This is a genomic window from Rahnella bonaserana (assembly GCF_019049675.1).
GTDB lineage: Bacteria > Pseudomonadota > Gammaproteobacteria > Enterobacterales > Enterobacteriaceae > Rahnella > Rahnella bonaserana.
In genome coordinates this window covers 138,607-162,988 of record NZ_JAFMOW010000061.1, presented here as the reverse complement: position 1 = coordinate 162,988, position 24,382 = coordinate 138,607, and the positions used below count along the sequence as shown (strand labels likewise).

Annotated in this window: 23 protein-coding genes; all 23 read left to right on the top strand. The window is 54.0% G+C overall.

Annotated features, from left to right (window positions below; all coding sequences use genetic code 11):
* Nucleotides 1–2 precede the first annotated feature (2 nt).
* The 23 genes from cheR to J1778_RS11215 all read left to right on the top strand — a co-directional run bounded on the left by cheR (nt 3) and on the right by J1778_RS11215 (nt 24,309).
* Complete coding sequence (cheR, locus tag J1778_RS11325) at nt 3–875, top strand: protein-glutamate O-methyltransferase CheR (protein ID WP_217173225.1); 873 nt, start codon at nt 3–5, stop codon at nt 873–875.
* A complete protein-coding gene (locus J1778_RS11320) occupies nt 875–1,924 on the top strand; it encodes a protein-glutamate methylesterase/protein-glutamine glutaminase (protein ID WP_217149477.1) in 1,050 nt (349 codons plus the stop codon). The genes cheR and J1778_RS11320 overlap by 1 nt, the downstream gene beginning before the upstream one ends.
* Before the next feature lie 46 nt (nt 1,925–1,970).
* Nucleotides 1,971–2,360, top strand: a complete 390-nt coding sequence (cheY, locus tag J1778_RS11315) for a chemotaxis response regulator CheY (protein WP_104922338.1) — start codon at nt 1,971–1,973, stop codon at nt 2,358–2,360.
* A 10-nt stretch (nt 2,361–2,370) separates the two neighbouring features.
* Entirely contained in the window at nt 2,371–3,015 is a 645-nt protein-coding gene (cheZ, locus tag J1778_RS11310) for a protein phosphatase CheZ (RefSeq protein WP_112291593.1), read from the top strand.
* A 528-nt stretch (nt 3,016–3,543) separates the two neighbouring features.
* Nucleotides 3,544–3,735 carry a DUF4762 family protein gene (locus tag J1778_RS11305; RefSeq protein ID WP_217173224.1) on the top strand — a complete coding sequence of 64 codons (192 nt, stop codon included), beginning with the start codon at nt 3,544–3,546 and terminating at the stop codon, nt 3,733–3,735.
* Nucleotides 3,736–3,874: 139 nt separating this feature from the next.
* Nucleotides 3,875–4,549 carry a DsbA family protein gene (locus J1778_RS11300; protein WP_217173223.1) on the top strand — a complete coding sequence of 225 codons (675 nt, stop codon included), beginning with the start codon at nt 3,875–3,877 and terminating at the stop codon, nt 4,547–4,549.
* Nucleotides 4,550–4,734: 185 nt separating this feature from the next.
* Entirely contained in the window at nt 4,735–5,496 is a 762-nt protein-coding gene (locus J1778_RS11295; RefSeq protein WP_284001911.1) for a lysophospholipid acyltransferase family protein, read from the top strand.
* Between the two features lie 62 nt (nt 5,497–5,558).
* Complete coding sequence (locus J1778_RS11290; RefSeq protein WP_217173221.1) at nt 5,559–7,697, top strand: peptidase domain-containing ABC transporter; 2,139 nt, start codon at nt 5,559–5,561, stop codon at nt 7,695–7,697.
* Nucleotides 7,694–8,875 (top strand): efflux RND transporter periplasmic adaptor subunit, encoded by a 1,182-nt coding sequence (locus J1778_RS11285; RefSeq protein ID WP_476655308.1) that lies wholly within the window; start codon nt 7,694–7,696, stop codon nt 8,873–8,875. Before J1778_RS11290 ends, J1778_RS11285 begins: the two co-directional genes overlap by 4 nt.
* Nucleotides 8,868–10,811 carry a MacB family efflux pump subunit gene (locus tag J1778_RS11280; protein WP_217173220.1) on the top strand — a complete coding sequence of 648 codons (1,944 nt, stop codon included), beginning with the start codon at nt 8,868–8,870 and terminating at the stop codon, nt 10,809–10,811. The genes J1778_RS11285 and J1778_RS11280 overlap by 8 nt, the downstream gene beginning before the upstream one ends.
* Nucleotides 10,808–12,202, top strand: coding sequence for an efflux transporter outer membrane subunit (locus J1778_RS11275; protein ID WP_217173219.1), 1,395 nt, complete (start codon nt 10,808–10,810; stop codon nt 12,200–12,202). The genes J1778_RS11280 and J1778_RS11275 overlap by 4 nt, the downstream gene beginning before the upstream one ends.
* A 3-nt stretch (nt 12,203–12,205) precedes the next feature.
* Nucleotides 12,206–13,477 carry a beta-ketoacyl-[acyl-carrier-protein] synthase family protein gene (locus J1778_RS11270; protein WP_217173218.1) on the top strand — a complete coding sequence of 424 codons (1,272 nt, stop codon included), beginning with the start codon at nt 12,206–12,208 and terminating at the stop codon, nt 13,475–13,477.
* A complete protein-coding gene (locus J1778_RS11265; protein ID WP_217173217.1) occupies nt 13,477–14,301 on the top strand; it encodes a MaoC/PaaZ C-terminal domain-containing protein in 825 nt (274 codons plus the stop codon). The genes J1778_RS11270 and J1778_RS11265 overlap by 1 nt, the downstream gene beginning before the upstream one ends.
* 55 nt (nt 14,302–14,356) lie before the next feature.
* A complete protein-coding gene (locus J1778_RS11260; protein ID WP_112287865.1) occupies nt 14,357–14,611 on the top strand; it encodes an acyl carrier protein in 255 nt (84 codons plus the stop codon).
* A complete protein-coding gene (locus J1778_RS11255) occupies nt 14,608–15,354 on the top strand; it encodes an SDR family NAD(P)-dependent oxidoreductase (protein WP_217173216.1) in 747 nt (248 codons plus the stop codon). The genes J1778_RS11260 and J1778_RS11255 overlap by 4 nt, the downstream gene beginning before the upstream one ends.
* Nucleotides 15,355–16,058: 704 nt before the next feature.
* On the top strand, nt 16,059–16,607 hold the full coding sequence (locus J1778_RS11250) for a tyrosine-type DNA invertase (protein ID WP_217173215.1): 549 nt from the start codon (nt 16,059–16,061) through the stop codon (nt 16,605–16,607).
* Nucleotides 16,608–17,104: 497 nt separating this feature from the next.
* Nucleotides 17,105–17,626, top strand: a complete 522-nt coding sequence (locus tag J1778_RS11245) for a fimbrial protein (protein ID WP_217173214.1) — start codon at nt 17,105–17,107, stop codon at nt 17,624–17,626.
* 88 nt (nt 17,627–17,714) lie between these two features.
* Complete coding sequence (locus tag J1778_RS11240; protein ID WP_217173213.1) at nt 17,715–18,401, top strand: fimbrial biogenesis chaperone; 687 nt, start codon at nt 17,715–17,717, stop codon at nt 18,399–18,401.
* Nucleotides 18,402–18,502: 101 nt separating this feature from the next.
* A complete protein-coding gene (locus tag J1778_RS11235; RefSeq protein WP_217173212.1) occupies nt 18,503–21,061 on the top strand; it encodes a fimbria/pilus outer membrane usher protein in 2,559 nt (852 codons plus the stop codon).
* Between the two features lie 14 nt (nt 21,062–21,075).
* Nucleotides 21,076–22,164 (top strand): fimbrial protein, encoded by a 1,089-nt coding sequence (locus J1778_RS11230; protein WP_238484666.1) that lies wholly within the window; start codon nt 21,076–21,078, stop codon nt 22,162–22,164.
* Between the two features lie 32 nt (nt 22,165–22,196).
* Entirely contained in the window at nt 22,197–22,754 is a 558-nt protein-coding gene (locus J1778_RS11225) for a fimbrial protein (RefSeq protein WP_217173211.1), read from the top strand.
* Between the two features lie 120 nt (nt 22,755–22,874).
* Nucleotides 22,875–23,585 carry a response regulator transcription factor gene (locus J1778_RS11220; RefSeq protein ID WP_238484665.1) on the top strand — a complete coding sequence of 237 codons (711 nt, stop codon included), beginning with the start codon at nt 22,875–22,877 and terminating at the stop codon, nt 23,583–23,585.
* Between the two features lie 73 nt (nt 23,586–23,658).
* Nucleotides 23,659–24,309, top strand: coding sequence for a LuxR C-terminal-related transcriptional regulator (locus J1778_RS11215; RefSeq protein WP_217173210.1), 651 nt, complete (start codon nt 23,659–23,661; stop codon nt 24,307–24,309).
* Nucleotides 24,310–24,382: the final 73 nt, after the last annotated feature.

The following is a 24,382-nucleotide window of genomic DNA, read 5'->3' as shown; positions in this document are numbered from 1 at the left end:
CCATGAATCAACCAGGCTCGCCAATGAGTGCTGATAACACTTCGATCATGGCTCAGATGATCCAGCGTTTACCGCTGTCAGATACCCATTTCCGCCGGATAAGCGAACTTATCTATCAGCGTGCGGGAATTGTACTGGCAGACCATAAACGGGAAATGGTCTACAACCGCCTGGTCCGGCGGTTGCGTATCCTCGGGCTGAATGACTTTGCCAGTTATATGGCGTTGCTGGAAAACGACAGCAACAGCCCGGAATGGCAGGCGTTTATTAATGCGCTGACCACCAACCTGACGGCGTTTTTCCGCGAAGCACACCACTTTCCGATTCTGGCGGAGCATGCCCGTTCACGCCCGAATAATTACAGTGTGTGGAGCACGGCGGCGTCAACCGGCGAAGAGCCGTATTCCATCGCCATGACCCTCAGTGAGGCGCTCGGCCCGCGCATGACGAGCTGCCGTATTCAGGCGAGTGACATTGACACGCAGGTGCTGGAAAAAGCCACGGCCGGCGTTTACCGGCTGGAAGAGCTGCGCACGCTCAGCCCGCAGCAATTACAGAAATTTTTCCTCAAAGGCACCGGTCCTCACAGCGGTCTGGTGCGTGTGCGTCCTGAACTGGCGCAGATGGTGGCTTTCCAGCAGCTGAATTTGCTGGCAAACCAGTGGCAGCTGAACGGTCCGTTTGATGCAATTTTCTGCCGTAATGTGATGATTTATTTCGATAAAGAAACACAGGAGAAAATTTTACGCCGATTTGTTCCGTTACTTAAACCGGGTGGTCTGATGTTTGCCGGACACTCCGAAAACTTCAGCCAAATCAGCCGGGAATTTTATTTGCGCGGTCAGACTGTCTACGGCCTCGCCAAGGAGAGGTAATGAATAAAATCAGAGTGTTGAGCGTCGATGATTCGGCGTTAATGCGTCAGCTGATGACTGAAATCATTAACAGCCATCCGGATATGGAAATGGTGGCGACTGCGCCTGATCCTCTGGTGGCACGTGATCTCATCAAGAAATTCAACCCTGACGTACTGACGCTGGATGTCGAAATGCCGCGTATGGACGGACTGGATTTTCTGGAAAAGCTGATGCGCCTGCGCCCGATGCCGGTGGTCATGGTGTCGTCGCTGACCGGTAAAGGCTCGGAAATCACCCTGCGTGCGCTGGAACTGGGGGCGATTGATTTCGTCACCAAACCGCAGCTGGGGATCCGCGAAGGCATGCTGGCTTACAGCGAAATGATTGCCGACAAAATTCGTACCGCGTCAAAAGCGCGTCTGAATAAAAGCGTCAATACCGAACAGCCGCGCATTCTCAGTCATACGCCGCTGCTGAGCAGTGAAAAGCTGATTGCAATCGGGTCATCGACCGGTGGCACCGAGGCTATCCGCCACGTGCTGCAACCGCTGCCGCCGACCTGTCCGGCACTGATGATTACACAACATATGCCACCGGGATTTACCCGCTCGTTTGCGGAGCGTCTGAACAAGTTGTGCCAGATAACCGTGAAAGAGGCCGAAGACGGCGAACGCGTTTTGCCGGGGCACGCCTATATCGCGCCGGGCGACCGGCATATGGAACTGGCGCGCAGTGGCGCCAACTATCAGGTCAAGTTGAACGACGGTCCGGCAGTTAACCGCCATCGTCCGTCGGTTGACGTGTTATTCCGTTCGGTGGCGCAGTACGCCGGACGCAATGCCGTCGGGGTGATCCTGACGGGAATGGGCAATGACGGCGCTGCCGGCATGCTCGAGATGCACCGCGCAGGGGCTTACACCCTTGCACAAAACGAAGCCAGTTGTGTGGTTTTCGGTATGCCTCGTGAGGCTATCGCCACCGGTGGCGTAAACGAAGTGGTGGATCTCAGCCAAATCAGTCAGCGGATGCTGGCACAAATATCAGCCGGTCAGGCATTACGTATTTAATTTTTCAGCCTTGCGCTGGGTAGCAAACCTTAGGAGTAGATAAAACATGGCCGATCCAAATCTGAGATTCCTGGTAGTAGACGACTTCTCTACCATGCGTCGTATCGTGCGCAACCTGCTGAAAGAGCTGGGCTTCAACAACGTTGAAGAAGCAGAAGACGGCGTTGATGCGCTGAACAAACTGCGTGCTGGCGGTTTTGACTTCGTGGTATCCGACTGGAACATGCCAAACATGGACGGTCTGGATCTGCTCAAAACCATCCGTGCTGATGGCGCACTGGCTAAATTGCCGGTGCTGATGGTAACGGCAGAAGCGAAGAAAGAAAACATCGTTGCAGCCGCGCAGGCCGGTGCCAGTGGTTATGTCGTGAAACCATTTACCGCCGCCACGCTGGAAGAAAAGCTGGGCAAAATATTCGAAAAACTGGGCATGTAGGAGCACACCTATGGCAGAGATACCAATGCCTGCAAATGATGCAGCAACCGCGGGCGATATTATCGCCCGCATTGGGCAACTGACCCGTATGTTGCGTGACAGCATGCGTGAACTTGGCCTGGATCAGGCCATTGCTCAGGCAGCCGAAGCGATCCCGGATGCACGCGATCGCCTCGATTATGTGGTCACCATGACAGCTCAGGCCGCCGAGCGCGCCCTGAACTGTGTGGAAGCCGCGCAACCTCGTCAGAACAAACTTGAATCTGCCGCGAAGAAACTTGATAAGCGTTGGGATGAATGGTTTGAGAATCCGATTGAATTATCGGATGCGCGCGAACTGGTGACTGATACCCGCAGCTATCTGAAAGAAATCCCTGAGCACACCAGTTTTACCAACGCTCAGCTGATGGAAATCATGATGGCGCAGGACTTCCAGGATCTGACCGGTCAGGTGATCAAACGCATGATGACTGTGGTCCAGGAAATTGAAAATCAGCTGCTAATGGTGCTGATGGAAAATATTCCTGAACAACAGGTTAAGCAGAAACGCGAAACCGACAGCCTGCTGAACGGCCCGCAACTCGACGCTAACGGTGTCGGTGTCGTAGCCTCGCAGGAACAGGTTGATGATCTGCTGGATTCATTAGGTTTCTGATGATGAACGTGTTGTGCCCATCCGTTTCCCGTGACAGGAAGCGGATGGGATGTTAGCTCCCTTTGTTTTATTTTTCCTCCCTGCATCCCCGCAAAAGCGTTGTACAACCTTTCCTGTCAAATATTTTTAAAAAATTTTGCCATCTTAGGATCCTGTATTCTTAATATTTCCTGAGAAATGTCCTGCATCTTAAATAAGGCAGATCTGGCATCGGGCACGGCTAAATTTATCCGCTGTGCTTTATCTTAATTTTATATCAGAAAACTCCTGCAACCTGTGTAATTCAACGGTTGATATTGCGCGCCTTATGTCCATTGGGGTGTATTGCCCAATTAAAAAACCGTCGCTACAATGCGCCGCATCCGACAATGAAAGCCTGAATGTTTATGTTCGAGGTGATTATTTCGGCGTGCAGGGGAATGTATTTTTATAATACTTTCTCTGTGCGGGGCGTCACTGGAAACAGGTCAGTGAATAATATGCCCAAACTTTGTTTATATTAATTCTAACTAAATAAGGATATCACAGATGAAAAAGATCAACATGACTGAAGCAAGCGCAATTGTTGGCGGTACCACGACTTGCGTAAACAGCTTTGAATTAAACCTGGTGGGTGATACCACTGTATGTAATGCAGTGAAAACCTGTACTGATAAAAACGGTGTTGTGACTAAAACCTTCACCGCCGCAGCAATTATCAACTGCGGTAACGTAGGCTAAGAAACATTCGTTTCTTATTAAATCAGATTAAGTAGATTTACTGTTTATCTGACAGGGCGTTGTATTACTTGTACAACGCCCGCCTGATACTTCCCCGCTGAGCGTCGCGTATTATTATTTTCAGGATGAAAAGCCCCCCATGAAAAAAAGAATTCTGCCCATTCTGGCGTATACCGTTTTTGTCGCGGTTATTTCAGCACTGATTACTACCGCCTGGATCCATTACCTGGTTCGCAATCAATCCAGCGATGAAGGACAACAGGTTCTGACGTCACTGTCCGCGGATAAATTAGCTAAAAGTCCGATTGCTGACGGGGAAGATATTATTGAAATCTTCTCATACGGTTGTCATTACTGTGCATTAAACGAAAAGAATGTCGAGGCGCTGGAAAAACGTATGCCAGCGGGTAAGAAACTGGTTCGCCTGCACTTTAGCCTGGATAATCAGGGCGGACTGGCGCGCTTTGCACCGGTATTTGCCACCTTGCAGGTGATGGGAATTGAAGAAGCCCACCGTGAAAGCGCCTATGACGCGGTGATGAAAAATCACATCGATCTTGGCGACCCGGCAAAACGTGATGAGTGGCTGGCAGAGAATAAGATAAATGTCGATGAATACCATAAAGTCAGCCAGTCCGCAGAAGTCAAAAACCTGCTGGATTATATGACGCGCGTGACACAGTATTACGACATCAATGCAACCCCGACTTTTATTGTGTCCAAAAAGTGGGTGGCGATCCAGGACCGTGATTTCACGTCATTCTCTGACAAATTACTCTCTATTTTAAAGAATGATCAGGCGCCGGAGAAATAATGAAATTCGTGGCCCTGTGGTGCGCGCTGTTTTGGAAAAACCTCACCGTCAGATGTCAGTGGTTTTTGTATAAACTCCGGCTTACTGGCTACAGGGCGCATTGTTTATTATTCCGGCATATACATTATCGCGTTATTTTTGCTTTATCCCGCGTTAGTTGCTTTTTAGGGCTGACAGGCCGTGATGTGAAATTGCGGGCGGCGGTCGCAGAATCTAACCGTCAGTGTCTGATTAATGATAATAAGAAATTTGATTATGTCTGGCAGACCCGGCGGCGACAGCTGCTGATTCAGGCGGTGACCTACGGGCAGAACCGCCGGGCATTGCGGGAGCTGGCAGACTGTTCGGCCAGGCTCAATGCAGTTGTCGAGCCGCTGCAACGTGCCGGTCAGCCGGTGATCCTCGCGCCATTACACATGGTGTCGGACGTGCTGAGTACCATGGCCGGAGCCGCTGCTTTTCCGGGTAAGGCGACAGTCATTACTTCACGCAGCGCGGATGCGCATTCCGCCGCGGAGCGGCAACTGGGCGGCGTCGATCTGACCTATTGCTCGATACATGAAGATAATAAAAACATTGCCGGAAATCTGATGACGTCAGTCATGGAGGCCGCCGATAATCAGCGGAATATTATTTTATTCCCGGATATCACGCCTGATTTCACGCAGTTTGCCAGTAAAGATAAAGCTGAAAAATTACCCTGCCGGATATTTGGTCGCCCCGCCAGTTTACATAGCGGGATTATCCGGCTGGCCAGAATGATGTCTGCGAAGGTGATTTTTTATCATCTTTATTATGACAGGGGATTGAATATCGTTATCCATGACCCGGTCAGTGCAAAAGAATTAAAAGAAAAAATGCCGCGCATTATTGAACAAAGTATTCGTGAACATTCAACCGACTGGATGCTGTGGCATTCGCATTCGTTATTTTTTATTAATGAATGAAATCCATCCGCAACAGCGCCGCGATATTACTGAAAAGAACAGGGCGTTTTAAGGTATCGATTATGGATAATATTATTCCTAAGCTGGTTTATCAGGCAGAAACGAACGAATGCGCGCTGGCCTGTATTTCTATGCTGGCGGAGACTCAGGGCATCAGCGCCCCGCTGGAAACACTGCGCGAACGTTTCCCGACATCGTCCCACGGCACCGCGCTGTCCACCCTTTGCGACATCTTATCTGAGCTGGCGATCCCGTCGTATCCGGTGGCGTTTGACTTCGATGAACTGGCCGAATTGCCTTTACCGGCCATTTTGCACTACGGTGCCAGTCACTATGTTCTGCTGGCCTATCGTCAGGGCAGCTATGTCTGCGTGATGAATCCGGCGATTGGTGAACAGCTTCTGCCCATTGCCGCGCTCAGATCTGAAATCAGCGGTTACGCGGTAGTGCTTGATAAGGAGGCGCCGCGCACTGCGCAACCGGCAGAAAAACAACCGCGCACGCGTCGTTTCCGTGCGCTGGAATGCATGAGCCTGAAACAGACGGCGGCAATCCCCGGCATCTACCGGCTGATGTTACTGGCATTTCTGGTTTCACTGACCTTATTCATCATGCCGGTAATGGTCAGTTCGGCAATTAACAACGTTTTCTCCTCCGGCGGCAAAACTGAATTTCCGTATTTCTATTATCTGCTGGCCTTTGTCGTCTCGACACTGCTGGCGTTTATTGTGCGCAGCGTGACTGAGCGGTTTATTAAACGTTTTGTGGTGATGCAGAGCGTCAGCGGCTTTGCCCGTCTGCTGACCAACACCCTGTCTTTTTTTGAAAAGCGCAGTCCCGGTGAAATCTACAGCCGTTTCTCTAACTGGCAAATGGCGGCGGCGCAAAAAATCGAGCTGGATAACGGCCTGCGTGTGGACTGGGTGGTCGGTGTGATTGCGCTGGCGGTGATGTGCTATATCAGCCCGCTGCTGGCTGGCATTTCCGCCATCGGCGTCACGCTGATGGGGCTGGTCAGCGTCTGGGCGATTTTCCGTGACCGCTATTACACCCAGCAGGTTCAGGTAAAGAGTGCAGAACAAAGCGACTTCCTGCTGGAAACTATTCAGGGGTTTGCCACGCTCAAATCTGCCGGACTGAACAGTCAGCGCCAGACGGCATTCGCCGCCTATGCGCTTTCACTGTTTGACTGCCGTCAGAAACAGAAAGTGTACGAGCAGGTGAAAAGCAGCCTGTATCAGCTGATTGGCAGCCTCGAAATGGTCTTCTTCATGCTGCTGGCGCTGCCGCTGCTGAAAGATAACCGGATTTCACTGGGCGAATTCTTTGCCTACAGCTTTGTGCGCCAGATTTTCACCGCCTACATCACGCAGATTTTCTTCTCCGTGCTGCAAAAGAATCAGCTGCACGTGATTGATACCCGCGCAGCCGATCTGTTCCCGCAGGTCAGGGAAGAGGCCACTGGCGACTTACTGCCGCCTGTCCGCTTCAGCCAAGAGCTCAGTTACCGGGAACTGCAGTTTGCTTACGATCCGGGTAAGCCGGTGCTGGATCACGTGTCTGTGACTGTGCGTCATGGCGAAATGCTGGCGATTGTCGGCGAGTCGGGCGCCGGGAAAAGTACGCTGCTGAAAGTCATTACCGGGCTTATCGAACCTCAGGGCGGTGAAATCCTTGCCGACGGACAGCCGGTCAGCAGCCGTCAGGCGCAGAAGCTGTTCTTCCTGCAAAGTCAGGAAGACATTCTGTTCAATACCAGTGTTCTGCAAAACATCACGCTCTTTGATCGTGAACACGACGCGCAAAAACAGCGGCGTATTGATAAGTCATTGCGCGGCTTGAACCTGACTGACGTCATCGACCGACTGCCAGGCAAACAAAATGCGCTGATCCGTGAAAGCCATCCCGCATTGTCGCTGGGCCAGCGTCAGCGCCTGATGCTGGCACGTGCGATGTACAGCGATTGTCCGGTGATGGTACTCGACGAGCCGACGGCCAATCTCGATGAAGAAACGGCGCAGCAGGTGATGCAAACCCTGATCAGCCATTGCCGGGAATACGCAAAAACCCTGATCACCGTCACGCACAGTGAAACGGCGCTGGCCTTGTTTGACCGAATCTGTGTGATGAGAAATGGCTGCATCGCTGCACAGAGTGACGCCGTGATTTCCGCTCTCACCGCGCAAGGAGAACCGGCGTGAGTTTCTCATTCAGACAAATCGCCGCGGGACGCCGCAGGGCATTTTATACGCTGATCCTCGTGGTGTTGATCCTGCTGGTCGCTGCTGCGTACGGCGTGCACAGCATGATGTCCGGCACCACTGCGCCGCTGGTTTCGCAGGCCATAGGGCGCGGGGATATCGAAAAAACCGTACTGGCGACCGGCATCCTCAAACCTTCTGTGCAGGTGAATGTAGGTGCTCAGGTCAACGGGCAGTTAAAGAAACTGTATGTCCGTGCGGGCGACCGGGTCACCAAAGGCCAGTTGCTGGCGGAAATTGATCCGACGTTGCAGCAAAGCGAACTGCGTAAATCCGAAGCGGAACTCGACAGTGCCGTGGCGCAAAAACAGGCGTCGCTGTTTACGCTTACGCAATATCAGCTGGAGCTGAAACGTCAGTTACAGCTGGATCGCGACGGTTCTGGCACCAAAAGTAACCTCGAACAGGCGCAGGCCAAAGTCGATACCCAGAAAGCGCAGATCAAAGTCAACGAAGCGCAGATTGTGCAGGCGCAGATGGCGCTGGAAACCGCGAAAGCCAATCTGGGCTATACGCGGATCCTGGCACCGGTGGACGGGCAGGTGCTCGGCATCGTCACCAAAGAAGGGCAAACCGTGGTGTCCTCGCAGACCGCGCCGACCATTCTGGTGCTGGCTAACGTCGATACCATGACGGTGCAAACCCGCATCTCAGAAACCGACATCCTGAAAGTGCATCCCGGTCAGCCGCTGTGGTTTTACGTGGTCGCCGATCCCAAACATCGCTATCAGAGCGTGATGGGCACGTTACAGGATGCGCCAAATGACGCCTTACAGGATGAAAGCGCCAGCAGCCAGACTCAGCAACCTTCTGCCGTCTATTACAACGGCGTGTTCAGCGTGCCGAACCCTGATCATCTGCTGCGCACTTCAATGACCGCGCAGGTATTTATCGTCACAGAGCAGGCTAAAAATGTGCTGCGTCTGCCGGTGATGGCGCTGGGGCAGCCACTGGGCGATGACCGTTATCAGGTGCAGGTAGTGAACGGTGACAAGACCGAACAACGGGTGATCCGTGCGGGCATCAATGACCGTCAGTTTGTCGAAGTGAAAGACGGGCTGCGCGAGGGTGAGCGCGTGGTGATTATGCAAAATGAGGCAGGGACGGCAAATGGCTAATTCTCCGGTCATTGAACTTTCGCATATCTCCCGCCGTTTTGGTGAGGGTAATGCTGCCGTCACGGTGCTCCGCGATATTTCCCTGCGCGTGAATGCCGGTGAAATGCTGGCGATTATCGGCGCGTCCGGTTCGGGTAAATCGACGCTGATGAATATTCTCGGTTGTCTGGATAAACCGTCGGAAGGCGAAATGCGCATTATGGATGTGCCTGCGCATGTGGCGACCAGCGAACAGCTGGCGCAATTGCGCAGCCAGTATCTGGGTTTTATTTTTCAGCGCTATCACCTGATGCCGTATCTCACGGCCATTGAAAACGTCACCATTCCGGCGCTGTATACCGACATGCCGGCGGCAGAACGTCAGGCGCGGGCGGAACATCTGCTCACCCGGTTAGGCCTTGGCAACCGCATGCATTACCGGCCTGCGCAACTTTCCGGCGGCCAGCAGCAACGCGTCAGTATTGCGCGCGCGCTGATGAACGGTGCGCCGGTGATCCTGGCCGATGAGCCGACCGGCGCGCTCGACAGCACCAGCGGTCAGGAACTGATGGCGATTTTGCATGGACTGCATCAGGCCGGACATACGCTGATTATCGTCACCCACGACCGCAGCATTGCCGAACAGTGCCAGCGCATCGTCGAAATTCACGACGGCGAGATTGTCGCGGACCGCATCAATCCGGTGATGAAACAGGGTAAATCTCAGGGCTTACCAGCTATTGCCGCCACAGGACGCACGCCGCTCTGGCAAAGCCTGAAAGAAGCGGTGCGCATGGCGTGGCGTTCCCTGCTCGGGCACCGGATCCGCGCTTTTCTTTCTATGCTCGGCATCATTATCGGCATCTCTTCTGTGGTGTCCTCGATGGCGGTAGGCGAGGGCGCACGGCAGAGCATCCTCAGCCAGATAAGCCAGCTTGGTACTAGCACCATCGAAATTCAGCCCGGCCTGGGCTGGGATAAACCACGGCCAGATTTCGAACGTTCCCTGACGCTGGAAGATGTGGATTTGCTCGGCAGACAGCCTTACATCGACAGCCTGTCGCCGGTGGTGAGCAAAACCGTGATGGCGATCCGCGGCGGCAAACAGGTGCTGGTGTCGCTGTCGGGCGTCAGTAACGGCTTCTTTCGCGTGCAGGGGCTGAACTTTATCGCCGGTAACCGCTTTACGCCCCGCGATCTCGACGACCGGGAACCGGTGGTGATCATCGACCCGAATGTGCGCAGTACCTTGTTTCCCGGACAGGATCCGCTGGGAGAAATTATTCAGCTTTCCGGCGTGCCTTACCGGGTGATCGGCGTGGCGGATAAAAAAGGGCCGAAGTATATCGGCGAGCAGCTCGGCGCGTGGATCCCTTACACCTCTTTGCTGGAGCGCATGTCGGGGGATACGCCGCTGCAATCCATCACCCTGCGCATTGCCGACGGCTATCCGACGGATGTCGCCCAGCGCAACGTCGAACAACTGCTGGATGCGTCGCATGGCAAACGCGACTTCTTCACCATGACCAATGACCAGCTGACGAAAACCATCCGCAAAACGTCGGAATCCATGACGTTGCTGATCACCGCTATCGCCGGCATTTCCCTGCTGGTGGGCGGTGTGGGCGTGATGAACATCATGCTGGTGTCGGTGACGGAAAGGACGCACGAGATCGGCATTCGTCTGTCGGTCGGCGCACGTCCGGCGGACATCATGCGTCAGTTCCTGATTGAGGCGGTGGTGATTTGTACCCTCGGAGGCTTGATCGGCATTGTCGGATCCGGCGTGGCGGGGCTGATTTTTTCTCAGGTTACGCAGGAATTCACCATGATTTTCACCTGGCCGCCGATCCTTTTAGCCTGCGGTTTCTCGGCGCTTATCGGGCTCGGCTTCGGCTTTTTCCCGGCCCGCAACGCCGCGCGTTTGCATCCGACAGAGGCGCTGGCACGCGAATGAACAAACTGAATTTACTCTCAATGGCCGCGATGACGCTACTGCTGACCGGCTGTGGTCAGGCGCTGAAAAGCGAATACCAGCGGCCGCTGCTGTCAGTGCCGCAAACCTGGCGTGTGCAGGATACCGGCGAAGGCGTGGCGAAATTTTCCCCGCACTGGTGGGATAACTTTGATGACCCGCAGCTGTCACGGCTGATCGTTTCCGCGCTGCAAAGCAATAACGATCTGGCACTGGCAGGGATAAAACTGCGGCAGGCGCTGCTGACGGCGGGGATCTCAGATCTGAATCTGACCCCTGATTTTTCTGCCAACTCATCAGCCAGTAACACCAAAAATATGCGCCGCCAAACCACGCCGGTGGAAAGCTACGCCAGTGCGCTGTCGGCCTCTTATGAGCTGGATCTGTGGGGGAAACTGGCCCGTACCCGTGAGCAGTCAGACTGGCTGGCAAAAGCCTCGCAGCAGGATTTGCAGGCTACCGCGCTGACGCTTATCGGCACTACCTCGCAGCTTTACTGGCAGATTGCCAGCCTGAATCAGCAGATCAGTAATTTGCAGCAAAGCCTGGCGATTGCCCGTGAAACGCTGGTGATGGTGACCTCGCGCTGGAAAGCCGGTGATCTCGGTCAGCTGGATTATTTACAGGCACAGCAAACAGTGCTGAGCCGCGAAAACAACCTGCGCGATTTGTTTCAACAGCGCGATGAAAACCGTAATGCACTGGCGATTTTACTCAGCCGTCCGCCGGGACAATACCCTGCAGAGCGTCAGTCGCTGGATATTCATCAGAGCGTGCCGGTGGCGCAGCGTTTACCGCTGGACGTGATCGCCAGAAGGCCGGACGTGCAGTCAGCTGAGCTGAATCTGCGTGCGGCGCTGGCGGGTTCTGATGTCGCGCGGCTGAGTTTTTATCCGTCGCTGACGTTGAATGCGTCACTGAATGCCGGGGCTGCTGTGTTTCAGCAATGGTTCAGCAATCCGGCCAGAACGCTGGGTTCTGCGCTCGACTTACCGTTTATCGAATGGAACAAAGTACGGCTGACCGTGGAGCAATCCGGTCTGGATGTGCAAACCGCGGCGATGCAGTTTCGCAGCGCGTCCTACAGCGCGTTGCAGGATATCGACAATGCCATGTCGCAGCGCCTGACCTATCAGCAGGAAAAGCAACGGCAGCTGGACGATCTGGCATTAAGCCGGCAGCGGCTGGCGCTGGTGGAAAGCCAGTACCGGCACGGTGCCGTGGTGTACCAGACGCTGCTCGACGCACAGAACACCTTGCTGGACAGCGAGAACACGCTGGTCACCACGCAATATAACTACCTGTATTCCACGATGAAACTCTGGCTGGCGCTGGGTGGCGGGGAAGACAACACATTGAGTCAACAAGGATAAAGCATGCAAAAGGATGTTTTACAGACGGCAGACAGGCCGCGTCGGGTGGTTGTCACCGGTTACGGTGCGGTGACCCCGCTGGGCATGAACTCCGCCGAAAGCTGGGCGGCGATCATGGATTACACCCCCGGCTACCGTTACTGCGACAAGTCAGCTGCCGGGATTAAATCGCGCTTTTACGGGCTGATTGATCATGAACCTTCGCTCAAAGGCGTGCCCGCTGCCATCCGCCGCCGCCTGCCGCGGTATGCCCGGCTGACGCTGGCGTCTGCGCGGGAAGCCATGCAGATGGCGTTTGGGGATGACAAACCGGAGCAGTTTTACGACTTGCGCGACTGCGGCGTCATTATGGGCACCGGCTGGGCGGGGCAGGATGAAACTCAGCTGCATTACGAAGACTATTTGCGTACCGGCATGGGCTCTCCTTTTGGCTGTTTTTTCTCGATGCCAAATTCCGCCACGGCGGCGGTGAGTTTGCTGTGGGGGTTGCGCGGCTATCAGAACACGCCGGTCGCGGCCTGTGCGACCGGAACCATTGCGGTCGGCGATGCGTTCGAACTGATCCGCAGCGGCCGGGCCAGCATGATGCTGGCGGGCGCGGGAGAATCACTGCGTTCGGATTCGGCGGTATGGAACATTGACGTGCTGGGCGCGCTGGCCAGTGAACAGGAAGAGATCACCCGCGCCTGTTGCCCGTTCAGCCTGCACCGCAACGGCTTTGTGCTCAGTGAAGGGGCGGCAGTGCTGTGTCTGGAAGAACGCGAATCGGCGCTGGCGCGCGGCGCAAACATTCTCGGTGAGATTCTGGGTTACGGCAATTTCTCTGATGCCTTTGATTTTACCGCACCCGCCGGAGACAAAATTGCGCGGGTTCAAACCATCCGCCATGCGCTGGAGCAGGCCGGTATTGCCGCCAGCGATCTGGATTATATCAATGCCCACGGCACCTCTACGCCGCTTAACGATCTCAATGAAACCGAAGCGATCAAGATTGCGCTGGGCGAAACGGTGGCTTACGCCACGCCGTGCTCAAGTACCAAATCCTACACCGGACATCTGATCGCGGCGGCAGGCAGTTTTGAATCGATCGTCTGCCTGCAGGCGCTTGAGCATCAGATCATGCCCGCGACCTGCCATCTCGATGCGCCCGATCCGGCGTGCGATCTGGATTACGTCCCCAACGTGCATCGCCCGGCGCTACTGAACACCACGCTGAACCTGAGTTTCGGCTTCGGCGGGGCAAACGCCGCGCTGGTGATCGGAAGGGGGAAATAATGCTGGCGGGTGACACTTTGCGTTACAGCCTGCGTGATGCCGAACGCTGGGCGGCGTTTTCCGGTGATTACAATCCGATCCATTTTGATGCTGCCGGGGCGCAGCGTCTCGGTCTGACCGGATTATGCGTTCACGGAATGCGGGCGATGCTGGATGTTAAATCCGCGCTCAGCGACTCATGGGAAAAGCACCCGTTAACGCCGGAAGGACTGATGTTCACCAGCCGTCTGCGCGAACCGGTGTTATGCGATGCGCCGTATCAGCTTCCGGTGCGCGAAACGCTGCGGGATGACGGGGTGCAACTGAGCGCCAGTTTGCGTCACGCACAAACCCAGCAGATGAGTATCAGCAGCAAACTGACCGCGACGGACGCACTGGTGCTGTCGCCGGTCACGCAGGGGGAAACGCTGAGTGCGCAGGAACTGGCGACGCTGCATACGCAGTTTCTGGCTGTTGGCAGCCCGGCTGTTCCGGCGTGGAGTTTCCTCGACGCGGTGTTGTTTCGCCAGCTGGTGAATTCTCCGCAGACGCTGCAAACCGTGCGCAGTCTTTTACCGTCGGTTCAGGCGACCACCCTGGGCGACGTTTTCACGCGGGTGCAGGTGGTACAAACCCATCATGAAACACATTTCCCTCCCCGGTTACTGACGAAAACAGGGCAGGGACAGCGCTTCTGCGCGACAGATTACGCCATCCGGCCGACGCTGGTCATGGGCGAGAAACACCGCGGGCTGGTGCTGCTGGCGGGCATTCAGGCCTGGCAGGGCGGTGAACCGCTGATGTCCGTCTCCGTCACGCTAAAAACCGGACCGCTGACTGAATAACACCCTTATTTTTCATAGAAAACTCAGACAACTGACTCACTTAAAGGAATAAAACATGGCGAATTATGATGAGGTTTACAGCAAGGTTTGCGAGATGCTGTGTGACGCGAAGGATCTGGAGCAGGAAGATCTCACCCCGGACATGCCGTTGTATCAGCTCAAACTCGACAGCCTGGATTACGTTGAACTGATGGTGCTGGCGAAGAAAGAGTTTGGCGTCACCATCGAGGCCGATTTGTTCGTCGATAACGTGAACATTACTGTGCGTGAGCTGTGCCAGTATCTCAGCGAAAAAGCCACTAAGCCATGAATACAGCCACGCAAAATCAATGGATTCTGGTGACTGGCGGCAGCCGGGGGATCGGACGTGCCGCTGTGCAGCGTCTGGCAAAAGAATGGAATGTGGTGTTTACCTGGTGTCAGGGCGAAAGCGCCGCGCATGAGGTGGAACGGGCCTGCGCGGGATTGCCCGGCCAGGTCGAAAGCCATCAGTGCGACGGGCGTGATGAGCAGTCGGTTACGCGTCTTGCCGCTGACCTGCTGGAACGCTACGGCGCGCCGCACGCCGTGGTACACAATGCCGGTATCACGCTTGATGCGCTGCATATCCACCAGAACGCGGATAACTGGCGCAACGTAATGGACACTAACTTAAACGCCATCTTCTACTGGAACAGCCAGTTGCTTGAACCGATGATGATGCAGGGCGGTGGTTCAGTGGTGATGATGTCGTCGGTGACGGGCATAAAGGGCAACAGCGGCCAGAGTGCCTACGCGGCGAGTAAGGCCGCGATGACCGGCCTGGCGCGGACGTTATCGGTAGAACTGGGACGCTTTGACGTGCGGGTTAACTGCCTGCTGCCCGGTTATATCGACACTGAAATTCTCGCCGGTATGCCTAAAGACAAGCTGGTCGCGCTGCGCAAAACCATTCCGATGAAACGCTTTGGCAAGGTCGACGAAGTGGCGGGCGCGGTGGCGTGGCTGGTCGGTGATGACAGCACGTATATGACCGGACAAACCCTCATTCTGGACGGCGGTCTTTCTGCCTGATCCCCCTGTTATATTCTGCCAGACCCAAACAGGACGCATCGCGTCCTGTTTTTTTTATTTCCGCGCCGTCTCAGGTTCTTCCTGCTTTACTTATCCCCGATCGTAACCGGTAAAAAACTGGCTTTTAGTGGCCAGATTACCGTATATTCGCCACAACTTTCAGATGTCTGGCTTTGCCAGTGAAATAAAATCCCCCGGCGTCCTAAAAATACCTGAAACGTCTCAGAAATTTCCTTGTAAAAAATCCCTGCCACAGGCAGGATAAAACGCCGCCGGAGCACCGAAAATGCGAGGTTATTAAAGGGTAAACGCGCTAATACGCCATGCTGAATGCTACGCCCGCGGCAGGATGAATATAATTCATTGACGTTTAAAAGCCGTGAATTATTTTTAACTAAGCCTGCGATTTGGTGGATATGATATAAACTTAATTGTCAGTGGCGATAAGCGTAAAGCATTATTTTCTTTTATTTGATGGCGCTTCGTTTAGGTCGTATATTGAAAATTCGTGTATAAACTCTATACGCGTCACTTTAAGGAGGTTTTTAAACACACAGGGATATTAAGCACCCCTGTTATTTAACGATGAATTAATGAACCGATGTACAACAGGTGATCATTAATTCCATTTTCGGAAAGTATTGAATGATGAGTGCCACTGAAATCAATACTCATCCGGGACACCATGAACATGAAGAGGCACTATGAAAAATCGTAAATATCTGACCCCGTCTGAAGTTGAGAAACTGCTTGAGGCTACGTTACGAGGAAAGCACGCAGAACGGGATTATTGCCTGATCTGGATGTGTTTTATCCACGGTTGCCGGGTCAGTGAAATCAGCAGCTGGCGGCTCTCAGATATCGACATGGAAGGCAATAATATCTATATCCACCGTTTAAAAAATGGCTTCTCTACCGTTCATCCTCTCTATATGCGGGAAAGGAAATCGTTAATGCTGTGGATGAATAAAAGAAAGCAATACCGTGGTGCGGATTCCGACTGGTTGTTTCTTTCTAATCGTGGCTCGAAATTATCACGGCAGCGCATTTACTGGTTAATCAGAAATTACAGTCAGGCCGCAAATCTGACTATTAATGCCCATCCCCATATGTTAAGACACGGCTGTGGCTTTGCGCTGGCAGACAGAGGAATTGATACCCGCTTAATTCAGGATTATTTAGGCCATCGTAATATTCAGAACACGGTTTTATATACGGCCAGTAACGCCAAAAGATTTAAAGAAGTCTGGTAGGTAACCTGTAATTAATTGTTTCAATGGAGTCATTTTGAACTAAATTGGAGCATACTCTAATCAGCCGGTAAATTTCTGTCAATACTGAGTGCACCCCTCCGCAGAAGTTTATTAAAATAACTTAATATTCAATAGGTTATGTGCAAATTCATTATTCCCACACACCGGAAGCCTCTCGGTTTTTTCTTATATTCTCTTCGCTTGATTTCTGACGCCATTCTCACTCTGCATGTAAAAACTTTATTTAAATATCATTGTGGCCATCACTTAAAGCACTAAATCCCGCGTAAGCTTTCAAAATTAGCATAATAAACCAAAGGAGTCACTTTAGTTCAAAATGAATCGTTTGGGTTTCGGGGTTAAACCCGTCCGGCGGCTTATTAAGTGGGGTGGAACCTCATGAACTAAATAAAGGAATGACAGATGGTTTTGTCAAAACTAATTCGGACACCGGGAAAGGTGTTTCGATGTGCATTATGTTAATAGGAAAAAACTTCGTGAAAAAGAATCTTCTTGCTGTTGCCCTGATCGCGTCTTCTGCATTCGCTTCTTCTGCTTTTGCAGCAGATGGCGCAGTTAATTTCACTGGTACTATCACCGATGCGGCTTGTACGATTGATACTGCTTCTCAAAACCAGGATGTCTTCCTGGGTAATATCGCCCGTACGGCGTTCCCTGTTGCGGGTTCACTGGCTGCTGCTAAAAAATTCACTTTAGTTCTGACTGACTGCCCTGACACCGTAACCGGTGCGACCGTGCGTTTCGACGGTACTCAGGTTTCAGGTGACAACACCGTGCTGGCGCTGACTGCGGGTGCCAACACTGCCTCTGGCGTGGGTATTCAGATTTCTGACAACCAGAACAAAGTGGTTCCGTTGTACGAAGACTCCTCCGTTTATCCGCTGGTCAGCACCGGTCCTAACAACCTGGATTTCAGCGCCCGTTACATCTCCCTGACTGACTCTGTCACCGTCGGTGATGCAAACGGCGTGACTCAGTTCACCGTGGTTTATCAATAAGCTTTTGATTCGCTTCAGTTGAATTAAGTCAGACCAGGGGAGTGCATCCCCCTGGTCTATTTGAATGGTTAAGACAGGCAGGGACACCATGAAAACATGGCGCGCTACAGCGGTGGCAGCATTATTAATGACCTTCGGCATGGCCGCACAGGCGGGTGTCGTGGTCGGCGGCACGCGTCTCATCTATGACGGCGGCAAGAAAGAATCCTCCATCAATATCAGTAACCCCGATAAAACGCCTTATCTGATCCAGTCCTGGGTGGATGGCGCTGAAAACGGCAAAACGACATCGGCTGACAAAGCGCCGTTCATCGTGACGCCACCTTTATTCCGCCTGGACGGTAATCAGCAAAACATTCTGCGCGTGGTGCGTGCAGGCGGTGATTTGCCTGAGAATAAAGAGTCGCTGTACTGGCTGAACATCAAATCAATTCCTTCTGCCGAGAAGCGGCAAAACACCCTGCAGATTGCCGTGAAAACGCGCATCAAGCTGATTTTTCGCCCGTCCGGCGTGAAAAGTACGCTGGAAGAGGCCGCTAAAACGCTGACATGGAAACGTAACGGTAACCGTATTCAGGTGACCAATCCGTCGGCTCACTACATCACTTTCTTCAACGTGAAAATCAATGGCAGCGCGATGAAGAACGTCACCATGGTCGCACCGCAGTCTGATGCCAGCTTTGACTTACCGGCCGGCGCTACCGGCGGCTCTCTGAGCTGGCAATTCATCAATGATTACGGCGGAACGAGCAAACCTTTTATCGCCAGTCTCTGACCTGAGTTAACAACCCGCAGAGGTCTGTCACGGCGGTAAACAAGGAAGGCGAGGGAGAAGCGCCAGAAATTCTGGCTGCGTTGCAACATGGAATTAACACAATGAAGAACAAAACGAAAAGTCATAATTCGACCGGCTTTACGCGTTCCCGGCTTGCCTGGCTGGTGTCGTGCCAGATAGCAATGTTAATGGGCGGAACACCTCTGGCCAGCGCAGCGGAATATTTCAACCCGGCCTTACTGGAAATCGACAATCCTGCACAGGGTAATGCGGACCTGTCGGTTTTCGAAGAGGGAGATTTACAACCGCCAGGCACTTATCGTGTTGATATTTATCTGAATGGTTCAGAGGTCGATACGCGCGACGTAAAATTTACCCTGACGAAAGATGCAGCGGGTAAGCAAAGCCTCCAGCCCTGCCTGAGCGGTGAGCTGCTGCGGGATATGGGCGTCAAGATTGGCATGTTCCCCGGCATCCAGGCTACAGATGAGTGTGCCAATTTCACCGGTGCGATAGCGCAGTCCTCTGCCGCTTTCCGCTTTGATCAGCAACGGCTGGATCTGAGCATTCCGCAGGCCGCGCTGAATTCACAGGCGCGCGGTTATGTGTCCCCGGACAAGTGGGATCCGGGTATTCCGGCCTTGCTGATGAACTACAGCTTCAGCGGTGCGAACACCGAAGCGCGGGAAAACGACACGCGTAACAGCAACACCTATTACCTGAATCTGCGTTCCGGGGCGAATCTGGGCGTCTGGCGTTTGCGTAACTATTCCACCTGGAACCGCGACAGCAAAGGCACTGACCACTGGGATTCCATCAATACCTACCTGCAACGGGATATTCAGACGCTGCGGGGTCAGCTGACGTTAGGTGACAGTAACTCGCCGACCGAAGTGTTCGATACGGTCCCGTTTCGCGGTTTACAGCTGGCCTCTGACGACGACATGTTGCCGGACAGCATGAAAGGCTATTCGCCGGTGGTGCGCGGCATTGCGAACAGTAATGCGCAGGTGACCATCCGCCAGAACGGCTATGTCATCTACCAGAGCTACGTGCCTGCCGGGCCGTTCGCCATTTCAGATCTCTATCCGACAGCAGGCAGTGGCGACCTGAATGTGACGATCAAAGAAGCCGACGGCAGTGAGCGAAATATGGTGGTGCCTTTCGCGTCGGTGCCTGTGCTTCAGCGCGAAGGACATCTGAAATACAGCTTCACCAGCGGTCAGTACCGCTCGTATAACGATAACGTCGAAAAGACGCCGTTCACCCAGGGCACCGCGATATATGGTTTATCGCACGGTGCGACGGTGTATGGCGGTTTGCAGGCTGCCAGTAAATACCAGTCGGTGGCGATGGGGCTGGGGCAGAACCTCGGCAGCATTGGTGCGCTTTCCGCGGATGTGACGCAGGCCTGGACCAAACAGCAAGACGCGCCAAAAGACAGCGGTCAGTCTTACCGTCTGCGATACGGTAAAAGCTTTGTTGAGTCAGGCACCAACTTCAGCCTGGCCAGCTACCGCTATTCCACTGCCGGTTTTTACACCTTGCAGGAGGCGCTGGAAAGCTACTCCGGCGGCAGCGGCTATTACAGCGATCATAAGAAAAGCCGCGCTGAACTGACCCTGAGCCAGAACTTGTGGGAGAAGGGCGGTGCCCTTTCGCTGAGTCTGGTGAAAGAAGAATACTGGAACAACAACCGGTCAACCGAATCGGGCAGCGTAGGCTACAACAACACCTGGGAAGGCATCTCCTGGGGGGTTAACTACACCTATAACCGCAATGGTACCGACAGCAATGGTAACCGGACGTATTACACCGATCAGATTGTGGCCGTTAACATCAGCGTGCCGTTAAGCAAATGGCTGCCGGGCAGTTACGCCACCTATAACCTCAACAGCAGTAAAAATAGCAACACCTCGCATAACGTCGGGCTGAGCGGCACGGCGCTGCGTGATAACAACCTGAATTACAACATCAGTCAGGGTTACACCACGCAGGGGCAGGGTGCGAACGGTTATGCCAGCGCCGACTATAAAGGCGGATACGGCGAAGTGAATGCCGGTTACGGTTACGACCGCAGCCAGCGCCGTATGGATTACGGTCTGCAGGGCGGCATTCTGCTGCACGAAAACGGCGTGACCTTCTCGCAACCGCTGAGTGAAACGGTGGTACTGGTAAAAGCGCCGGGCGCCGACGATGTCAGCATCGCCAGCAATACCGGGGTAAAAACCGACTGGCGCGGTTATGCGGTGGTGCCCTACGCCACAGCGTACCGGCGTAACCAGATTTCTCTCGATACCTCAACCTTACCGGACAATGTCGATATGACGCTGACCAGCGCCACGGTGATCCCGACGCGTGGCGCGGTGGTGCGTGCGGACTTTGATCCGAACGTCGGCCAGCGTGTGCTGATGACGCTGACCCGTGCCAGCGGCGATCCGGTGCCATTTGGTGCCACCGCCAGTGTGAACAGCGGGAACAAGGATAACAGCAGCATTGTCGGGGACGGCGGACAGGTTTATCTGTCAGGCATGTCCGACAGCGGCACGCTGACAGTGAAATGGGGTAATTCAGCGGCGCAGTCCTGCCAGGTGAACTATCGCCTGCCTGAACAACCGGCTACGTCGGGTATTCAACTTATTAACGGAGACTGCCGGTAAGGCGGAACATGGAAATGACCGATCGTATGAATCAATTATCAGCAGACATGACTTCACGACGCCAGCCGATCCTCCGCCGCATGTCCGGGGGTAAAAAAGGCGCATTGTTCAGCCTGATGCTGACCGGCGGCATACTGAGCGCCGGCGCGCAGGCAAGTGACTGTGCGCCGACGGACGGGACAAAATCCTATACGTTCAACATGAGTTATTTGTTGACCGACCCGACCCAAAACACGGCCGGTAAGATCGTTAACAACGCCTATCAGTGGAATCTCAGCGGTAACTACAATGTGACCTGTTCCTGTACCGGTAACTATGTGGGCGGTTACGTCACGGCAAAAGTGCCGGATACCGGGCTGGCATACACCGACGGTAACCTGAATTATTACAGTATCAACGAGTTCCTGGCGGTGGCCAGTCAGGTCTATATTGCCGGGGGATTTGGCGATTACAAATCGACGCCGTTCACCAGTGTCAGCAACCAGAACACCGCGACCAGCTGCGCCCGATATCCTTATGCTACCGGCGCCCGCGGCACAATTTCACTCTACTTCCGCCGGCCTTTTGTCGGTGTACAAACCATTCCGCTGACCAAAGTGGTGGACGTGTATATCGCTTCTGATCCGACGACGCAGTCGACCGTTCCAGTCTCAACCGTCTGGATGAGTGGCACGGTGACGGTGCCGCAGTCGTGCGTAATCAATGGTGGTGGCGTGATCACGGTACCGTTTGGCGACATCTTGTCGGGCGATATCGCCACCAAAGGTCAGATGGCGAAAAACTTCACACCGAAAAATGTCAATTTCAACGTGGCCTGCACCAATATTTCCGAAGGCGTCAATGTCAGCCTCTCTTTCCAGGGAACGCCGGATGCCAACGATCCGACCGCGCTCTCGACCACTAACGCCGATGTGGGCGTCAGGATCCAGGACAGCGCCGGCGCAACTGTGGCACCGCTCAGCGGACGCTTACCTCTGACGATGGATTACGCCTCACAGGTGGGAACGTCGCAAATTAACTTATTTCCGATTAACACCAGTGGTAAAGAGCCGGGCACCGGTGATTTCACCGCCACCGCGACCATCCGCGCAGAAATACAGTAATTCCGGGACGTGACCGGTAAGGGAATATCACCATGATGAAAGGCTTAACGGCATTTGTAATCAATAAGGGAAAAGCACCGGCGCTGTTTCTGGGGCTTGGGCTGGGGCTGACGGCCAGCACGTTTTGGCAACCCGTCAGCGCGGACACCGTACTGAACATCACCGGCAATATTAAAGCGTCGCCGTGCACCATCAGCCTGCCCTCCGGCGGAATGAATGTGGATTTGGGGCAACAGATCCTGGCCTCGTCGATGGCAGAGGCCGGGTCATCATCGGACTGGAAACCTTTTTCGATTGCGCTGACGGAATGCCCGGCGTCGACTTCCGAAGCCACCATGACCGTGAACGGCACACCGGATGAGGCTGAAAGCGACATGTACGCCAACACCGGCAGCGCCACGCAGGTGCAAATTCAGCTGCAAAGCAGCGACGGTATGGCACTGGGAAACGCGGCGCAGAAGGTGCAGACCATCGATACCGCCACCCGGAGTACCACATTTGATATGCGGGCGCGGGCGTACAGTGCGCAGGGGAAGGTAAAGCCGGGGACGATCGTCGGCAGCGTACAGGTCACGTTTACCTACCAGTAATCTTGTTAGAAAGCACAACAACTGAGGAAAACCAGTAAGTACCCTCAATAAGTAACCTAAGGATTTTGTACCGGATTATGTCCCTGTCGGGAATGTGACTGAGAAAACAAGGAAGCTAAGATGAACAGTGTCGAAAACCTCATGCCGGGTCATGTTGCCCCTGGCGCTTTCCGCCCGGATTTACCGGCAGAAGGCGTATTGATTATGGACGCTTGTCCCGTTACCGCGCTGGGTATGAAGCGCGTACTGACCGGCTCCTGCGGCATCACAAAATCCGTCAATTATGTACAACGCCTGGCCGGTATTCCGGCGGCCATTGCCCGCTCGCTACCGGCACTGCTTATCATGGACATCTGCGGGGAAAAGGAATCGGTGCTCGACGGCCTGCGCCTGCTGGCCCAGCTGCAGGATTCACATCCGGCGATGAAAATTATCATCTGCACCGATTTCAGCGATCACCGCGTGCTGGAATTGCTGGCGTCCTCACCGGCCAACGGTGTGTTACTTAAACACGAGCCGGAACTGGCACTGGTGCAATGCGTGTTTGACGTGATGGCCGGCGGTGAACAATGGCTGAGCCCGAAAGCAAAGATGCTGGTTTCAAAAACCGCGCTGAAAAACCCGGCACTCACTGCCCGCGAACTCGAGGTGCTGACCTGCCTTTTCTCGGGGATGAGTGTTTCCCGCGTGGCACAGACGCTGCATCGCGATATCCGCACGGTGAGCACGCATAAGCGCAATGCGATGATGAAACTGGGTTTTCACAATGACAGTGAACTCTTTGCCCAGGGCACCTGGATGGCGAAGATTGGTCCGGCTGCCAGCCATTAATCCGGGGTTAAAGGACATCCGCAAATGGAACGGTGCCGGGAAATGACGCCCGGCAGCAAGGAGCAAGAGAGTTATGCATCATACTCATACATCGACCCGCGCCGTGGCGCTGATGGACAGCCAGCCGCTGACGCTCTCCGGGCTGTCATCACTGATTAAGTCCATTGACAGCGGCTGCGATATTCGCGTGAAAGAGTCATGTCTGGAGAAAATCTCAGAAGCCCTCATGTATCAGTCCGTGGATATCCTGGTGACCGACCTGCACAGCGCGCAGGAAAATCTGCATGAAGGGCTGGATATTCTGCTAAATCTCAGCGAGCAATTTCCCCGTCTGAATATGGTGGTCTATACGCTTTGCCATAACGGAAACGAACTGCGAAAGCTGGTAAACCAGCGCAACATCAGTCTGATTGCACGCGGTGAATCGCTGAGCGACACCGAGGATTATTTCAGACAGGCGTTTGCCCGAAAACGCGTCTTAAGCCCGCGGATCTGTTGCGACCTGGTGCGTCTGACCGAACAAAATATACAGGTTTCAGCGCGGATCACGCGCAGCGAAACGGAGGTGCTCAGACACCTGTTTAACGGCATGGACCTGCGGGAAATTGCGCAAGCTAAGCAACTGAGCATTAAAACGATCAGCGCGCACAAATGCAATGCGATGCGCAAACTGGGAGTGAAAACCGATGCCGAGCTGTTCCTGATGTTGAAACACATGTGCTGAACTGGGAAAGGGGCGCGGGCGGGGGAAATGCCCCTTTATAAATAAAGCGGGCATTTCCGTTTCGGGGCGCAGA

Excerpts from the sequence above, each read along its gene's own strand:
- cheR (WP_217173225.1), top strand. The coding sequence starts at position 3 with ATGAATCAACCAGGCTCGCCAATGAGTGCTGATAACACTTCGATCATG.
- J1778_RS11320 (WP_217149477.1), top strand. The coding sequence starts at position 875 with ATGAATAAAATCAGAGTGTTGAGCGTCGATGATTCGGCGTTAATGCGT.
- cheY (WP_104922338.1), top strand. The coding sequence starts at position 1,971 with ATGGCCGATCCAAATCTGAGATTCCTGGTAGTAGACGACTTCTCTACC.
- cheZ (WP_112291593.1), top strand. The coding sequence starts at position 2,371 with ATGGCAGAGATACCAATGCCTGCAAATGATGCAGCAACCGCGGGCGAT.
- J1778_RS11305 (WP_217173224.1), top strand. The coding sequence starts at position 3,544 with ATGAAAAAGATCAACATGACTGAAGCAAGCGCAATTGTTGGCGGTACC.
- J1778_RS11300 (WP_217173223.1), top strand. The coding sequence starts at position 3,875 with ATGAAAAAAAGAATTCTGCCCATTCTGGCGTATACCGTTTTTGTCGCG.
- J1778_RS11290 (WP_217173221.1), top strand. The coding sequence starts at position 5,559 with ATGGATAATATTATTCCTAAGCTGGTTTATCAGGCAGAAACGAACGAA.
- J1778_RS11280 (WP_217173220.1), top strand. The coding sequence starts at position 8,868 with ATGGCTAATTCTCCGGTCATTGAACTTTCGCATATCTCCCGCCGTTTT.
- J1778_RS11275 (WP_217173219.1), top strand. The coding sequence starts at position 10,808 with ATGAACAAACTGAATTTACTCTCAATGGCCGCGATGACGCTACTGCTG.
- J1778_RS11270 (WP_217173218.1), top strand. The coding sequence starts at position 12,206 with ATGCAAAAGGATGTTTTACAGACGGCAGACAGGCCGCGTCGGGTGGTT.
- J1778_RS11265 (WP_217173217.1), top strand. The coding sequence starts at position 13,477 with ATGCTGGCGGGTGACACTTTGCGTTACAGCCTGCGTGATGCCGAACGC.
- J1778_RS11260 (WP_112287865.1), top strand. The coding sequence starts at position 14,357 with ATGGCGAATTATGATGAGGTTTACAGCAAGGTTTGCGAGATGCTGTGT.
- J1778_RS11255 (WP_217173216.1), top strand. The coding sequence starts at position 14,608 with ATGAATACAGCCACGCAAAATCAATGGATTCTGGTGACTGGCGGCAGC.
- J1778_RS11250 (WP_217173215.1), top strand. The coding sequence starts at position 16,059 with ATGAAAAATCGTAAATATCTGACCCCGTCTGAAGTTGAGAAACTGCTT.
- J1778_RS11240 (WP_217173213.1), top strand. The coding sequence starts at position 17,715 with ATGAAAACATGGCGCGCTACAGCGGTGGCAGCATTATTAATGACCTTC.
- J1778_RS11235 (WP_217173212.1), top strand. The coding sequence starts at position 18,503 with ATGAAGAACAAAACGAAAAGTCATAATTCGACCGGCTTTACGCGTTCC.
- J1778_RS11230 (WP_238484666.1), top strand. The coding sequence starts at position 21,076 with ATGACCGATCGTATGAATCAATTATCAGCAGACATGACTTCACGACGC.
- J1778_RS11225 (WP_217173211.1), top strand. The coding sequence starts at position 22,197 with ATGATGAAAGGCTTAACGGCATTTGTAATCAATAAGGGAAAAGCACCG.
- J1778_RS11220 (WP_238484665.1), top strand. The coding sequence starts at position 22,875 with ATGAACAGTGTCGAAAACCTCATGCCGGGTCATGTTGCCCCTGGCGCT.
- J1778_RS11215 (WP_217173210.1), top strand. The coding sequence starts at position 23,659 with ATGCATCATACTCATACATCGACCCGCGCCGTGGCGCTGATGGACAGC.